Genomic DNA, 13703 nt, shown 5'->3' on the forward strand with positions numbered 1-13703 from the left:
GTCACAGTGCAAGGATTGGTCGGTCTCCGGCCTGTTCCAGAAAAGCGACAATTCCCCGAACGGAAACTGTTTCGCACAGAGTGTCTGGCGTCAGGCCAGTCAACGCAAGCCCTGTTTCACACACCATGAGATGTGCTCCGAGTTCCACGACCGCGTCACGAAGATCCCTGAAGCTGGGGACACCTCTGCTGTCGAGCTCAGCATCGGATGTGATGTCTTTCAGTCCGGACCAATCTTTGGCAAGAGCGTGCACACTCCTGCCGCCCGCGAAAATCGTCACGGTGCGTCCCAGAGACAATGCGCCGGCTGCGACGATCAGCGCATAATGAGCGCGCTGCCAGGAATCGTCCGCGAGCGTGATGAACAGAGGCAGCATCATGCGAGATGATCCGAATTGGATTGGTGAACCGGACAGCTGGGATCTCTCGAAAGCGGAAAGCTTCGAAGACTGCCCCCAAGAGCATCCCACATCATGAAGCGTGTTTCCTTCCTACCCTCAAGGTCCATGATTTCCCGCATGACTTCCACCGCCATCATGCTTCCCATGACACCCGTCGCAGCACCCAGAACTCCGGATTGACCACAGGTGGGCGCTTCGGTTTCCGCGGCTTCCGGGAAAAGGCAACGATAGCACGGGCCGCCATACTGAGGCCGGAAAACGGCAAGTTGCCCCGCGAAACCCTGAACAGCTCCCGAAACAAGGGTCTTTCCATGTCGGACGCATGCATCCGAGACGGCAAGGCGTGTTTCGAAATTATCAGTCCCATCGCAGATGAGATCATATTTTGGGACAAGCTCATCCAAAGTGTCAGGTGTAGCCCGAATGGCGTGGGTCTGCACCGTGATCAGGGGGTTGATGGCGCGGAGATGGTCCGCGGCAGCATCCACTTTCAGTCGCCCAATGTCTTCGGTGTTGTACAGAACCTGTCGCTGAAGGTTGCTGAGCTCCAGAATATCGTGATCCATCAGCCCGATATGGCCGATCCCTGAGGCTGCAAGTTGTTGTGACAGGGGGGCGCCCAACCCTCCGGCGCCAATGACCAGAACGGAGGCATTTTTCAGCCGAGCCTGTCCTGTGCCACCGACCTGAGGAAGCAGGATGTGGCGGGAATACCGCTCGAGTTCGGCGTCAGAAAAATCAAAGGTCATGGACTTAAGATAATTGCTGACTTTTCAGACGGAAAGACGTTAGATTCAGCATTGTCCACCTCTTCCCGGATTTTCGGGGCCTGTGCGGAGGCTTGATCATGCAAAGTTCTTTCTGGAAAAAATCTTCCCGGACGCGGCAGGGCCTTGGTGTTGGTATCGGCGCGACGCTGGCTGCCTATGCCATTTCGCCGTATCTGGCGCTGTGGGACATTGATCGGGCCATGAAGGGTAATAATCCTGCCCGTCTCGTGCCGCACGTGGACTGGACGTCTCTTACCCACTCCCTCAAGGAACAGTTCAAACCGCCGGCGCCGGCATCAGATGATGAGCTTCCGGATTTCGGGAGTTCTTTTGCAGACAATGCCATATCGAATGCGATTGATACCGAGCTTTCGCCTGGTACGCTGATGACGACAGCCCATCAGCTTATGCCTGCTGGCGGAGCAGTATCTTCTGGTGGGGGCTGGCCCGTCTGGGGTGGGCTGCACGCGCATTTCGTAAGCCTGAGCAAGTTCGAGGCTCAGGTGGACCAGCCGGGACAGACGCCGTTCGTCCTGCACATGAAATTCGAGCACTGGGGCTGGAAAATCACGCGCTTTGAACTGCCGCAGTCTGCCCCCCGGTCCTGAAAAAGCCGTTCAGGCCGGAGGAAGATCTTCCTCAAGAACGGTGATGTGAATGGCGTAGGACACTTCGCCTTCATCTTCGTCACGGTGAACCGTGCCGATCACTTCGCCTGCAACGGCGAGTTCAACACTCATTCCCTTACGTGCTGGCTTGGTTACGGTCAGTTTCGGTGAGCCGAGCAGACGCTGCAGTGTCGTCTGGAGGCGTGTCACTTCGGAAGGGGTCATGTCGGCCATCGGTGGCACTCCTGAGTTTGGCAAGGTCTTGCCCTGTAGCTCATCGTTACCCTGAAAGAAACCCATCTCCCCTACCCTGAATGGGATTCCTGTTGTAGAAACCGGGCTCTTCCAATCTTTCGCCCTGTTCCCCGACTTTATCCGGAGGTGTAGGGCGGGTCATCCTGACCTTGCGCAAAGGAGACAGAATGCGCCCCTCCATCCTCCGTATTTTTGGAGCACTGGCCACTACCGTTACCCTCTCTGGCTGCGGTTATTTCGATTCTCGGAGTGCCCATAAGGCTCAGTTCGAGATGGTCGGCATGACTGGCTATGATCTTCAGGCCTGTGCAGGTCTTCCAGGCAGCACCAAGAAGCTGAACGATACAACGGAAATCTGGCAGTACGACGGTAGCCAGAGCACGCCAACAATTTCCACGGACTCTGGCCTGATCCCCGCACAGTCGATCATCAGCATCTATCAGTCCGCTTTCGGCGGTGGTGGAACGACCTGCCGTATGGTTCTTCGTCTGGACCATGACCGCGTTTCTGAAGTCCACTACACTGGAAATGATGACGAATACATCGGAACAGACGGTATTTGCTCCATCATCACGCGTGGTTGCGCCCGTCAGCGTGAATCGACGATGCATCATGTGAACGCGGGCCCATTTGGCCCGGTCTCTGCTTTCCACCCGCCTGCTACGCCTGCGCAGAGCAGCTCGGCAACATATTCGGATCAGTCCGGAAAGTATGTGCCGCAGTTCAGTGGAGACAGCACGCAGGCTGTTATTCAGCCTGCCAGGTAAGAAAAAAGCCGGGAGGAATCTCCCGGCTTTTTTATGGGCAGTTGATCAGATATTTCATTTTTCTAACTGTCGGGCCCAGCCCGTCAAAAACAGCCTGGCTGATCAGGAAGTGTCCGATATTTAACTCCGCCAGCCCCGGCAGTTTTGCAATGGGCTGCACGTTGTCATAGGTCAGTCCATGACCGGCATGTAGTTCAAGTCCACACTTCGTGACGGTGTCTGCTGCCTGACACAGGCGTTCCAGCTCTCCCTCCTTGCCTTGGGCGTAGGCGCCGGTATGTAACTCGACAACGGGTGCCCCGAGTTCGGCGGCGGTTTCGATCTGCCGTGTGTCAGGGTCGATGAAGAGCGAAACCCTAATTCCGGCATCTTTCAGGCGAGCAATTTTGGGAGCCAGAATTTCTTTGTGACCGGCAACGTCCAACCCTCCTTCGGTTGTGACTTCGGCCCGCTTCTCCGGCACAAGACAACATGCATGAGGACGAAGCAGGCAGGCAATACGGATCATTTCCGATGTTGCAGCCATTTCGAAATTAAGTGGTGCAGAGAGAGTCTTGAGGCGGGGCATGTCGGCATCCCGGATGTGCCGACGATCTTCTCTCAGATGTGCTGTAATTCCGTCTGCGCCCCACTGGATTGCCAGTCTTGCGGCTTCCACAGGGTCCGGATAAACATCGCCTCGTGCATTTCGCAATGTGGCGACGTGATCAATATTAACGCCAAGCCGGATCATTGGCTGTTTCCCCTTCTGTGCTGGGACATAAAATCTGCCAGTCTGAGTGCTGCCAGAAGGCTGGATGGATCTGCCCGGCCAGTAATGCTTCCAACCGGGCCTGCAATGTCAAAGGCCGTTCCATGATCCGGGGATGTTCGGATGATCGGCAGGCCCAGGGTGACATTGACGCCTTCCGCCATATCGAGCGTTTTAAGCGGAATTAGGGCCTGATCGTGGTACATGCAGATTGCAACGTCATATTTCGGACGTGCCGTGGCGCTGAACATGGTGTCAGGCGGGAATGGTCCGGAGACGCGCAGGCCTTCTTTCTTTAATTGTGTAATAGCGGGGCCGATGATTGTTTGCTCTTCTGTGCCCATCAGCCCCTCTTCTCCCGCATGAGGGTTGAGGCCCGCGATGGCAAGACGGGGAGAGCTGAGGCCGAAATCTCTTTGTAATGCCCCATGGGTCGCGCGTGTGACTGCGATAATGCGTTCCACTGTAAGATTTTCGAGCGCCTGTCGCAGTGAAACATGGATCGTGACTGGTACGACTTTGAGTTGCGGTGATGCCAGCATCATCACTTCCTGCCCTGCCGTATGACAAAGAGCCGCCAGAAATTCCGTATGTCCGGGATATGCAAATCCCGAAGCCGCCAGAATATGCTTGGCAATAGGATTGGTCGTTACCCCGCCTGCGCGACCGTCCTGAACATAGCTGACGGCGCGTTCAATACTCTCAATGACGGCCGGTGCATTTTCTGAAGTTGGCTGCCCCGGCGTAACGGTAACTGGGCACGTAACCGGAATGACAGGTAACGCGTCTGGAAAAATCTCAGTCGCATCCTCCGGCTTTTCAATCAGCCGGAAAGGAATGGCATCGTTCAGCAGCAGAGGATCGCCCAGCCAGAAGAAGGCTGGTCCAGTACTCCGTAGAGCCCGCCATGCGGCAACGGTAAGCTCTGGCCCGATCCCCGCCGGATCACCGAGGGTCAGGGCGATCGGGGCACTCATATCAGCCTGCGTCTGCCAAAGCAGCAAGGATACGGACCCACGAACGGATACCCTTGTGGAATGCTTCGACGCCGTACTGCTCATTGGGGGAGTGAATACGGTCGTCAGCCTGAGCGAAGCCGACCATTAGCGCATCCAGCCCCAGTGCATCCCGAACTTCTCCTGCTACTGGAATGGAGCCGCCGCATCCGATTGTGGCTGCTGGAACATTCCACTCATCTGTCAAGGCCTTGAGGGTCGGCGCAAGGAACTGGCTGTCCCGGGCAACTTCAAATCCCGGCGATCCACCATGAGCCGTAAATGTGACTTTCGCGTCTGCCGGAAGTGCTGCGTTCACATGAGCCCGGAATGCTTCACGGATTTTGTCAGGATCTTGCCCTGGAACCAGCCGGAAGGAGACTTTTGCCATGGCTTTTGCTGGCAGAACGGTTTTGAACCCCTCACCTTCATAGCCCCCGGAAATTCCGTTGATTTCACAGCTGGGGCGGCACCAGGTCTGTTCAATGGCCGTATAGCCCTTTTCTCCAGCAGCGATGGATAGTCCTGCCTCTTCAAGGAGTGCAGTATCATCCGGGAAAAGGGTTTTCCACTGGGCGCGTGTTTCTGGAGAAGGATCCTGAATACCGTCATAGAAGCCGGGGAGCGTTACCCGTCCGTCGGCATCTCGCAGCGTTGCCAGAATCTGGCAGAGAAGTGCGATCGGATTTGCGGCGGCGTTTCCGTAAATACCTGAGTGCAGGTCGTGCGAGGCACATTCAATGACGATCTCTTCCGCCATCATCCCGCGCAGTGAGGTCGTGATGCCCGGTGTCGTGCGGTCTGCCATGGACGTATCGCAAACGAGAGCAACATCTGCTTTCAGTTCGTCTGCGTGTTCCTTGAGGAATGGAAACAGATTGGCTCCTCCACATTCTTCTTCCCCTTCAAGGAGCACGCTCACCTGAACTGGAATGGAACCATGCACCGTTTTCCACGCGCGGCAGGCCTCAAGGAAGGTCATGACCTGCCCCTTGTCGTCACTAGCGCCACGGGCGACGATAACCTTTCGACCCGTAGCGTCTTCCACCAGTTTTGGCTCGAAAGGCGGTGCTTTCCACAGCTCCTCCGGATCAGTCGGCTGAACGTCATAGTGTCCGTAAAACAGGACATGCGGCTTGCCCGTCTGTGTTCCGTCATGTGCCACAACCATCGGATGCCCGGGTGCTGCCCAACGAACGTTCCTGACATCCGCAGACAGGCCCATTGCTGTCAGACCCTGACGAAGCCATTCCGCAGCCTTGCGACAGTCTGCCGCATGGGCGGGCTGGGTGGAAATGCTGGGAATACGCAGCAGATCAAACAGTCGTTCCACTGCACTATCCAGTGAGCTGTCAACGTGATCCAGAACTGCGTCAAGAGTGGTGATCAGAGAAGTCGTCATGGGATCAAAGTTCCGAAAGCGGTAATGAAATGCCAAGGCGCGGAGCTAGTGTTGTGGGGGCGGATGTGTCTTCCTGTGGCTCATAAGGCTCAGGAGTTGCGGGTGTCGGCTGTTCGTCTGTTGTTTTGCGTGGTTGAAGCCGGATGGGTGCAGGCGCAACAGGAACAAGTGGCTTGTCCTGTCTGATCATTCGAGGGAGATGTGCTGGAACTGCAACCGGTACCTGACCGGAAGCCAGAGCAAGAATGTCATCAAGCTGTCGATCAGCAACGCCTGTTTCGGACAGGTTTGCCACAAATTTTCTGGCGTTGTGGCTGACGTGGTTCCAGAGGTCTTCATTGTTGTAAAGGCGTATTATGGCCTCTGCGAAAAGAACCGGATTGCAATACCCTCCTGCAACACAGTTTTCAGCCTCCGCTGTCCAGCCAAGCTGATGCATTGTTGTGTCTGTCAGAACCGCCGGAAGGCCAGCGGCTGCGGCTTCCAGAATTTCCTGGGCCGGTGCGCCCATGACGCGAGAAGGATCAATCATGATTCTGCGCGAGCGATAGAGCGCATTCATGTCGACGCTATCCGGTAGCGGCTCGATTCCAGGTGCCCGCGTATATGGCGTCAGATCGATGTCGCGGCCACGATGACCCGCAAACAGAACTGTTGCGTCTGGCGGAAGGCGGTTGGACAGTTCGTGAAGCACCTGATGGACAAACCAGTCCAGTCCATCATGTGCCGCACTACCAGATGCCTCACAGGGCAGCGCGAAAAGAATACCGGCACGATCATGAAAGCCCGGTACCGTTGCTGGAATAGAGCGCGGCGCATGTGTGAGTTCAAGCACGTTGCTGTACCCCAGAGCGCGCAGGTTTTCCGCTTCCTCTGCGTGAGAGCAGACCAGCGCCTGGCACATCCATGCGTCTGTCAGTTCACGATCAAGGTCATCAAGCATCTGCTCGCGATCATCATGCAGCCCAATGCGTCGGCGGAGATAACTTTCCGCGGCAGCAGTTCCGTCCAGGTCCAGAACCATGTTCAGTCTGGGAAGTACAGCAGCATGCGCTCGCAGAATGGCGCCTGTGCGGTGCAGAGTATTGCCTCCCGTGACCCAGACGAAGTCGAAAGAGCCCGCGCGATCGTTCAGAAACTCTGGAAGTTCTGAAATATCGCTCTCATTCATGATTTCCACATTCGACGGAAAATCAAGTGCCACCGTTACGGGGTCCGTTAGGCCCACGTCCAGGGGAAAGACCGTAACGTGGTAGCCTTTCCTGCTGAGCGACAGAATCAGTTCCTGAGTCCGAAGATGGGGTGACCCGAGGAAACGATGAGGCAATGTCTCGCAGAGAACGAGCACAGTCGGTACGCCGGACGCAAAACGCGCTCTGAAGAGAGAGGTGCCGGTCATGGGACAGCGGGACAGCATGGCTGAAAACCGTCGTTTCAACCAGGTCTGGTTTCGTTTTAGAAATTCTTCTGGGAATGGGGTTGGCGGCCGTGTCCGGTCCAGAATGGAGGGATCGTACACGATTTTTCCGCCTGCCTGACGAAGGGCGAGACAGAGGGAAAGAAGCCGGGCTTCCGAACCAATACAGAATTGGTCGATGCCGCCACATTCAATGAGCTTCTCGCGGCGACAAAACAGCATGCCAACAGAGATGGCATCCACCTGACGGCAGAACCCGATCTCAGACTCGTTCGCTCGCTGACCTGTACCAAACCTCAGGGTTGATGCATCTCGCCAGACAATGGTGCCGGCTTCCAGAACTCGACCATCAAGGCCCAGGGATTGCCCTCCGACAGCCCATACGTTCGGAGAGTCGAATGCCCGCAGTGCAACGCGTAGGGTATTCGGAAATGGCTGTGTACCGGGCTCCATCAGGAGAACAATTCCGGCCCGGGCCAGTTCCACACCGTGACCGACCTGATCTGTCGTAGTCGTCCGGGATGCTGGACGAACGACTCTGATCCCTCTTACAAGGCGCTCAATCTGGGTCGTTTCATCACTCGATCCACTATCGACAATAATGATATCGAGTGCGCCTGCTCCATTCGCGTGTAGAGCCGCCAGAGTAGAGAGCGTTTCCAGAAACTGATTGGTCACCGGGATGACCACACTGATTTCGGGAGGCCGGATCAAACGGAAATCCAGAGGAGAGCGTACAATGGACGGAATAAGCGTCCCAGCTCTTTGTAGATCCAGATTTCTGTACTGCTCTGCCGAGGCATCAGGAATGACCTGGTTCACCGCGATATTGCCCTGCGACTGGACCCAGAGCGCGAATACGTCTCTGAACTGACCTTCTCTGAGCTTACGCTGAATTCCCGGTTGTTCCGAGAAGGTTCTCAGATCGACGTCAATTTGGGGAGTCCGCATTTCACGGGCGCCATAGCGAACGAAATGATCATACCCATTCCGAAAGCCACCGCCCGCCACAATCTGTGCAACATCGGGATAAAGATGGGCGTAATGGGCTTCGCTGAACCACTGGTTGGGGTTGTAGGCACTTGGGTCGGCGTTTGTCAGATAATGATGCAGGGCATTGAGAAAAATGCCTTCTTGGATGGCACTTTCGACTTCCGGGTAAGTGGCGAGATACCACTCAGGGTCGAAATACCAGGAACTCCGGCAAAGCCCTGCCTCTGACGACATCAGGAACTGGCGGAAATCACCTTTCCCGAAATCATAGGACAGTCCGCGCGTCAGGCTGGCCATCCGGAACACGGATGTTTTGAAAAAAGCGTGTGCCTGTCTCTGTTCCTGTTCGCCGTCCGTCAGGTAATGGTCGTATCCGTTGCAGAAGCCCTGGGAGATCAGGACGGGAAGGCTCAGGTCGGTATTGCGGGTAAAATAGTCCGTTTCCGAAAAGAGCCAGTGCGGAGAGCGGCTACGAAAGCCGCTCTCACAGTAATGCAGGAAACCGCAACTGAAGACCCCGTAACTGATGCCATCGCGAACATCGGGGTTCTGTCTCAGATACCATTCTTCATCAAAAAACCTGTTAGGCGACAGACCCTGGCTTGCGCCCTGTTCCAGCCAGTGTTTTTCTAGGGACTCATTGCTGAGGTCCAGAACCGATCCATTGCTCTGGAGAAGCTTTTCCTCGCGAAGAAGACGCGCATACCGGGTCCGATACCATTCTGCATCGAAGCGGCCCCAGACGGGAGGCCTGCTGCCTGAAAAGGCCGGGGAAGCGAGGATATAGTCTTTCAGGCTCATGAGGACCTTTTCCTGTGCGCGTCTTGGTCTTTGAAGGTCAGGGTCTATCAGCTCTGCTGAAGCCGACGGCTCTGCCAGAGGTCATGAAAATTGATGGGCTGGATATTTCCGACAGGGAAACCTGCCTCCCGAACGACATTCAGCATTGCTGCACGTGCCGAGGGAAACAGATATTTCGGAGCCTCGACAAGAAGGAGTGGTTCTGCCGTGGCCTGTGAGATCTCGCCTGACAGACCAAAGAGGCCTGCGTACGCGATGTGCACCTCATACAGCACCCGAGGCGCAGGAGCATTCTCCAAGGGAGCCGCATCCAGTCCCTGAGCACGGATGACGAGCGTGACTTCGAAGCTTGGCTGCCCCCCTGGAAGCTGGCGGGCAGTGACATCAACTGTCATGCCCACATGCGGCTGTGCCGGGATGTCGCGGTAGATGTCGGGAGTATTCTGAACGTCAATGGACAACGTACGAAGGTACTGGGAACCAACAACCAGCGTAGCGCTGGCCTCAGAGGGGGCAGAACTGCCAGACGCGCCCTGAAGTGTATCTGCGTGATTGTGATCGTTCATCCTGACCTTACCTGTAAGCTGCACAAGAACAGTCTGCGTTGTCATTTGAAAACGCAGAACAATGACATAACGCTATCTTGTGTCATGAGGGTGGCATCTTGGCTACCCAGAGGCTGTTTAAATCAGCCTATATGAAGCGTCCACGAAGCATTCCGAGCGCTGGAAGCGGTGTCCAGCGTCTCGGCAGTTCTGCCCGTGCAATTTTTCGGACATGATAGCTGGGTGGAGGCTGTTGTTCCCCGATCAGAAAATGGGCGTAAGCCCTGACCTGCGATGTGCGCCATTGGCAATCTGATTCTGCTGCTTCCCGCGAAAGATGAATATCAGCGATGATGGTACGTTTCCCCTGCGATGCGATCACCGCCCATAAAGTATCAGCTTTGGGCAATGACGGGCGCAGTGGTATGATTTCAGGCACGGCGGTCCCTTTCAGTAAGATACGGGGAATGTTATCGCCTTAACGGAACGTCAGCATCGGTGCTTGGTTAGGTCCAAGACAAGAGCACACCATGAGTGCTGACAGGAAATCAATCCTCCTGCGGGTGTCTTGTCGCCCTGCAGGCAGCACGATAGGACTTCCCTATGCTGAGACTTCTTTTCATCGTTATTTTCCTGGCTGTTCTGATCGTTTTTGCCTTGAGCAATACAGATCTCGAGCCAATCTGGCTGATTTCCTTCGGCTGGCATCTTTCTGTGGGAACGCTGGTGCTCGGTGTCGGTGTTGCCGGCATGATCTTCGGCTTCCTGACTGGTTGGGTCGGCGAATGGCGTCAGCGCTCAAGGGCACGCCGTTCGGAAGCCCATGTCCGCACGCTGGAGAGCCAGCTGGTGGAGTTGCATCAGCGTCTTGACCGCCTTCAGACGCCACCTGTTGCAGCGACAGAAAAGACAACAGTCCCCTTACCTGAAAACCGGATCTGATTATCATCATGGCCAAGCGTACCAAGCTGATTGCTGCTTTTGATACCAATAGCCGATCTCAGGCAGAGGAGTGGTCTTCAACCCTTGGAAACACGGTTGATGCCATCAAGCTTGGGCTTGAGTTCACCTATGCCTGTGGCCTGGATGCTGTCAGGCAGGTATCGGCAGGTCATGAGCTTTTTCTGGACCTCAAGCTACATGACATCCCGAATACTGTAGCGTCAGGTTTGGCGGCCCTTGCGCCGCTACGGCCCGCGCTGACAACCATTCACGCCTGTGGTGGGTCTGAAATGATCGCCCGCTCACGAGAGGCTCTGGAAAAGTCATTTCCGGATGAGGCACAGCGCCCTCGCCTGCTCGCCGTGACTGTGCTGACGAGCATGGATGAGGCCGGTCTTCGTGAGACAGGTGTGGACGCGACACCGCGTGAGCAGGTGCTCCGACTTGGAAAACTGGCAATTGCATCGGGTGCAGACGGGCTGGTCTGTTCTGCTCATGAAATCGGACTTTTGCGCGATGCATTGGGTGACAAGCCTGTACTTGTTGTCCCTGGCATTCGTCCTGCCGGCAGTGCATCCAATGATCAGAAACGAATCATGACGCCTGCTCAGGCTGCACAGGCCGGTGCCGACTGGATTGTCGTAGGGCGTCCTATTACACGTGCAGCCAACCCTGCCCTGGCTGCTCAGGACATCATGGCCGAGCTTGCCAGCGCATGACCGGCATCAAAATCTGTGGGGTACGTGATGTCGCTACCATGCAGGTCTGTGCTGATCTGCATGTCGATTGGGTTGGGTTTGTTTTTTATCAGGCCTCCCCTCGGTACGTACAGCCTGAACAGGCGCGCGTCCTTAATGACAGCACTCTTTCCTACCGGGATGGCGGGCCTGAGCGAGTTGGCCTTTTCGTCAAAGCGGATGATGAAACAATAGAACGGACACTCCAGTCCGTTCCCCTTGATATTCTTCAGATCTACGACACCGAAGAACGAGCCACGACAATCAAGAACCGTTTTGGTCTCCCGACGTGGCTTGCGCGTGGTGTGGCATCATCATCTGATCTTCCTGCATCCGCCGAAGTCAACGGTTATGTCATCGAGGCCCCTCACAAGAAGGGGGACGATCGTCCCGGGGGGTTAGGGCGTACATTTGACTGGACGTTGACCAAAGAATGGTCTGCGCCTGCATTCTGGATGTTGGCGGGCGGATTGAATCCTTTCAACGTCCGCGAGGCATTGAATGCGAGTGGAGCGCCTGCCGTCGATGTCTCTTCAGGTGTGGAAGATAGTCCCGGTCATAAGTCTCACGATTTAATCAAAAAATTTGTCGAAAAAGTTCGTTTGGGGGGTTGATCTCCTGAAGGCCTTTTCGTAAACACCACCTCGCTCGACAGGAGAGATGGCCGAGCGGCTTAAGGCGCACGCTTGGAAAGCGTGTGTACGTTAATAGCGTACCGAGGGTTCGAATCCCTCTCTCTCCGCCAGCGATACCCCCACCATTAGTGACCATTATTGACCAACGAGTGCAATTTCCGCACTTTTCGTTCATCTGGTTTGCGTCCATTAATGACGAGAACAAACCATGAACTGCAATGCGAATGGGGGTACCAGTGGGGGTATCGTTTTTGGAGTGGGGGTATCGGTGCTGACAGACGTTGCCGTGCGGAAAGCCGCACCAAAAGAATCTCAATACAAACTGTCAGATGCGCAAGGGCTCTATCTTTTGGTGAAGCCAAACGGCACGAAACTATGGCGGCTGAAATACCGCTTTGGTGGCAAAGAGAAGACGTTGTCTTTTGGGAGTTATCCTGAAGTTAGCCTCATCAATGCCAGGCGCGCGCGTGAAAGCGCTCGGGACGAGCTGCGGAATGGGCAAGATCCGTCTCTCACTCGCCAGCAGAAGCGTGCTGAAGCTGTGCGTACTGACAACCAGTTCAAGACTGTCGCGATGGCGTGGATAACGGCGCAGGGTAAAATATGGACACCCCAGCACCGATCAGAGGTCACCAGCACACTTCAACGATTTGCTTTTCCTAAAATTGGCAGCATGGCCTTGGATGCCATTACGCCACCAATTGCTCTTGAAGTGGTGCGCTCAATAGAGAAAGCGCAAGCAGGAGAAACTGCGCGCAGGGTTCGACAGCGCATGAGCGCTATTTTTACGTTTGGCATCGCTTGTGGGTTGGGCGCGTCAAATCCAGCCGAACACATCAAAGGGGCCATGGCTCCTTTGATTAAGGGCCGCCAACCAGCGATAGTGCACATAGGGCCGCTCTCAAGGATGCTTCGTCAGGTTGAGCACACTCCTTCGCACCCTGTTACGCAACTTGCCCTTCGCTTCCTTGTCCTGACTGCTGTTCGATCTGGAGAGGTTCGGGGGATGCTGTGGGATGAGATCCATGGTGATATGTGGATTGTCCCCGCTGAACGAATGAAAATGAAGCGGGAACATATTGTCCCGTTATCCGCTCAGGCTCGTGCAGTTTTGGAGGTTATTCGCCCGTTGACGGGGCGTGGTCCTTTAGTTTTTCCCAATGCCCGATGGGCGCACAAGCCAATGTCGGAGAACGCACTTGGGTAACCTACTACAACGGCACTGACGATACGCTTGGCACGCGCCTCGACGTGCTGTTCGGGATTGGTGTGCTGCGCCCTGAATGGCTCTGCATCGTTCCGGATATCGTTGACGCTGGCTGATGCTGGTGAAGGGGTATCCCAAAACGTTGCACCACCCGAACGGCTACGAAACCGTGACCGTTCGGGACGAGGCAGAAGAAGAGCGGGTGCGAGCCCGTATGTCTGGCCGTCCTGAGCCTTCGGGCCGGGACGCGCCGCCCAAGCCTGTCATGAGGCGCAAGGGGCGCACACCTAATGTCCGAAACCAATAATGGCGGCACGCCAGCTGCAAATACCGGTTATCTTGCCTCTGATTTGATCGGAATGGCTCTCGAACAACTCGGTGTAGGTGTTGGGGGGCAGAACGCTGATCCTCAAGGGCTCGCCTCGGGCGTCAACCCAGGCCATATCGCACCCTGGTATGCGCGCCTGAACAAAACAAC

At 55.7% G+C, this 13703-nt stretch carries 16 protein-coding genes and 1 tRNA gene; 9 read left to right on the forward strand and 8 right to left on the reverse strand.

What is annotated here, in order from left to right:
* Window position 1 precedes the first annotated feature (1 nt).
* A complete protein-coding gene (locus B7444_RS07640) occupies window positions 2-379 on the reverse strand; it encodes a DsrE family protein (RefSeq protein WP_007281858.1) in 378 nt (125 codons plus the stop codon).
* Window positions 376-1149 carry a HesA/MoeB/ThiF family protein gene (locus tag B7444_RS07645; protein WP_007281857.1) on the reverse strand — a complete coding sequence of 258 codons (774 nt, stop codon included), beginning with the start codon at window positions 1147-1149 and terminating at the stop codon, window positions 376-378. The genes B7444_RS07640 and B7444_RS07645 overlap by 4 nt, the downstream gene beginning before the upstream one ends.
* Window positions 1150-1247: 98 nt before the next feature.
* Here B7444_RS07645 and B7444_RS07650 point away from each other — a divergent pair, with 98 nt between their 5' ends.
* A complete protein-coding gene (locus B7444_RS07650; protein WP_007281856.1) occupies window positions 1248-1778 on the forward strand; it encodes a DUF2939 domain-containing protein in 531 nt (176 codons plus the stop codon).
* Between the two features lie 9 nt (window positions 1779-1787).
* Here the strand turns inward: B7444_RS07650 and B7444_RS07655 are convergent, their stop codons facing one another.
* On the reverse strand, window positions 1788-2012 hold the full coding sequence (locus B7444_RS07655; protein ID WP_007281855.1) for a DUF3126 family protein: 225 nt from the start codon (window positions 2010-2012) through the stop codon (window positions 1788-1790).
* A gap of 188 nt (window positions 2013-2200) precedes the next feature.
* On the opposite strand from B7444_RS07655, the gene B7444_RS07660 reads away from it, so the two are divergent.
* Entirely contained in the window at window positions 2201-2800 is a 600-nt protein-coding gene (locus tag B7444_RS07660; protein ID WP_007281853.1) for a hypothetical protein, read from the forward strand.
* 31 nt (window positions 2801-2831) lie between these two features.
* Here B7444_RS07660 and B7444_RS07665 read toward each other — a convergent pair whose 3' ends face one another.
* From B7444_RS07665 to B7444_RS07685, 5 genes are read right to left on the reverse strand one after another with little or no spacing between them, the layout of a single operon-like run.
* Window positions 2832-3533: a pyridoxine 5'-phosphate synthase gene (locus B7444_RS07665; RefSeq protein ID WP_007281852.1), complete on the reverse strand. Its 702-nt coding sequence runs from the start codon at window positions 3531-3533 to the stop codon at window positions 2832-2834.
* Window positions 3530-4528 (reverse strand): 4-hydroxythreonine-4-phosphate dehydrogenase PdxA, encoded by a 999-nt coding sequence (gene pdxA, locus B7444_RS07670; RefSeq protein WP_007281851.1) that lies wholly within the window; start codon window positions 4526-4528, stop codon window positions 3530-3532. Before pdxA ends, B7444_RS07665 begins: the two co-directional genes overlap by 4 nt.
* Before the next feature lies 1 nt (window position 4529).
* The gene (locus B7444_RS07675) at window positions 4530-5948 is read right to left on the reverse strand and encodes a M20/M25/M40 family metallo-hydrolase (protein ID WP_007281850.1); all 1419 of its coding nucleotides are present in this window, start codon (window positions 5946-5948) and stop codon (window positions 4530-4532) included.
* A gap of 4 nt (window positions 5949-5952) precedes the next feature.
* Window positions 5953-9159 carry a glycosyltransferase gene (locus tag B7444_RS07680; protein WP_007281849.1) on the reverse strand — a complete coding sequence of 1069 codons (3207 nt, stop codon included), beginning with the start codon at window positions 9157-9159 and terminating at the stop codon, window positions 5953-5955.
* A gap of 47 nt (window positions 9160-9206) precedes the next feature.
* Window positions 9207-9770: a protein-export chaperone SecB gene (locus tag B7444_RS07685; protein WP_007281848.1), complete on the reverse strand. Its 564-nt coding sequence runs from the start codon at window positions 9768-9770 to the stop codon at window positions 9207-9209.
* A 537-nt stretch (window positions 9771-10307) separates the two neighbouring features.
* Between B7444_RS07685 and B7444_RS07695 the strand changes: the two genes are divergently transcribed.
* The 7 genes from B7444_RS07695 to B7444_RS07720 form a co-directional block, all read left to right on the forward strand.
* Entirely contained in the window at window positions 10308-10646 is a 339-nt protein-coding gene (locus B7444_RS07695) for a lipopolysaccharide assembly protein LapA domain-containing protein (RefSeq protein ID WP_007281846.1), read from the forward strand.
* Between the two features lie 8 nt (window positions 10647-10654).
* On the forward strand, window positions 10655-11365 hold the full coding sequence (pyrF, locus tag B7444_RS07700; RefSeq protein WP_007281845.1) for an orotidine-5'-phosphate decarboxylase: 711 nt from the start codon (window positions 10655-10657) through the stop codon (window positions 11363-11365).
* Entirely contained in the window at window positions 11362-11997 is a 636-nt protein-coding gene (locus B7444_RS07705) for a phosphoribosylanthranilate isomerase (protein WP_007281844.1), read from the forward strand. Before pyrF ends, B7444_RS07705 begins: the two co-directional genes overlap by 4 nt.
* Window positions 11998-12037: 40 nt before the next feature.
* Window positions 12038-12128 (forward strand) — tRNA-Ser (locus tag B7444_RS07710).
* A gap of 158 nt (window positions 12129-12286) precedes the next feature.
* Entirely contained in the window at window positions 12287-13225 is a 939-nt protein-coding gene (locus B7444_RS07715) for a tyrosine-type recombinase/integrase (protein WP_035730434.1), read from the forward strand.
* Entirely contained in the window at window positions 13186-13341 is a 156-nt protein-coding gene (locus B7444_RS16595; RefSeq protein WP_007281842.1) for a hypothetical protein, read from the forward strand. The genes B7444_RS07715 and B7444_RS16595 overlap by 40 nt, the downstream gene beginning before the upstream one ends.
* Window positions 13342-13515: 174 nt before the next feature.
* Window positions 13516-13703 (forward strand): hypothetical protein (locus B7444_RS07720; protein WP_048855147.1); only part of this gene is annotated, 188 nt, incomplete at its 3' end.

The organism is Gluconobacter thailandicus F149-1 = NBRC 100600, from assembly GCF_000964465.1.
GTDB classification, from domain to species: domain Bacteria; phylum Pseudomonadota; class Alphaproteobacteria; order Acetobacterales; family Acetobacteraceae; genus Gluconobacter; species Gluconobacter thailandicus.

Bases quoted from the DNA above. Each gene is read 5' to 3' on its own strand.
- B7444_RS07665 (WP_007281852.1), bottom strand. From the start codon at position 3,533: ATGATCCGGCTTGGCGTTAATATTGATCACGTCGCCACATTGCGAAAT.
- B7444_RS07685 (WP_007281848.1), bottom strand. From the start codon at position 9,770: ATGACAACGCAGACTGTTCTTGTGCAGCTTACAGGTAAGGTCAGGATG.
- B7444_RS16595 (WP_007281842.1), top strand. From the start codon at position 13,186: ATGGGCGCACAAGCCAATGTCGGAGAACGCACTTGGGTAACCTACTAC.
- B7444_RS07645 (WP_007281857.1), bottom strand. From the start codon at position 1,149: ATGACCTTTGATTTTTCTGACGCCGAACTCGAGCGGTATTCCCGCCAC.
- pdxA (WP_007281851.1), bottom strand. From the start codon at position 4,528: ATGAGTGCCCCGATCGCCCTGACCCTCGGTGATCCGGCGGGGATCGGG.
- B7444_RS07650 (WP_007281856.1), top strand. From the start codon at position 1,248: ATGCAAAGTTCTTTCTGGAAAAAATCTTCCCGGACGCGGCAGGGCCTT.
- B7444_RS07705 (WP_007281844.1), top strand. From the start codon at position 11,362: ATGACCGGCATCAAAATCTGTGGGGTACGTGATGTCGCTACCATGCAG.
- B7444_RS07680 (WP_007281849.1), bottom strand. From the start codon at position 9,159: ATGAGCCTGAAAGACTATATCCTCGCTTCCCCGGCCTTTTCAGGCAGC.
- B7444_RS07655 (WP_007281855.1), bottom strand. From the start codon at position 2,012: ATGGCCGACATGACCCCTTCCGAAGTGACACGCCTCCAGACGACACTG.
- B7444_RS07640 (WP_007281858.1), bottom strand. From the start codon at position 379: ATGATGCTGCCTCTGTTCATCACGCTCGCGGACGATTCCTGGCAGCGC.
- pyrF (WP_007281845.1), top strand. From the start codon at position 10,655: ATGGCCAAGCGTACCAAGCTGATTGCTGCTTTTGATACCAATAGCCGA.
- B7444_RS07675 (WP_007281850.1), bottom strand. From the start codon at position 5,948: ATGACGACTTCTCTGATCACCACTCTTGACGCAGTTCTGGATCACGTT.
- B7444_RS07695 (WP_007281846.1), top strand. From the start codon at position 10,308: ATGCTGAGACTTCTTTTCATCGTTATTTTCCTGGCTGTTCTGATCGTT.
- B7444_RS07660 (WP_007281853.1), top strand. From the start codon at position 2,201: ATGCGCCCCTCCATCCTCCGTATTTTTGGAGCACTGGCCACTACCGTT.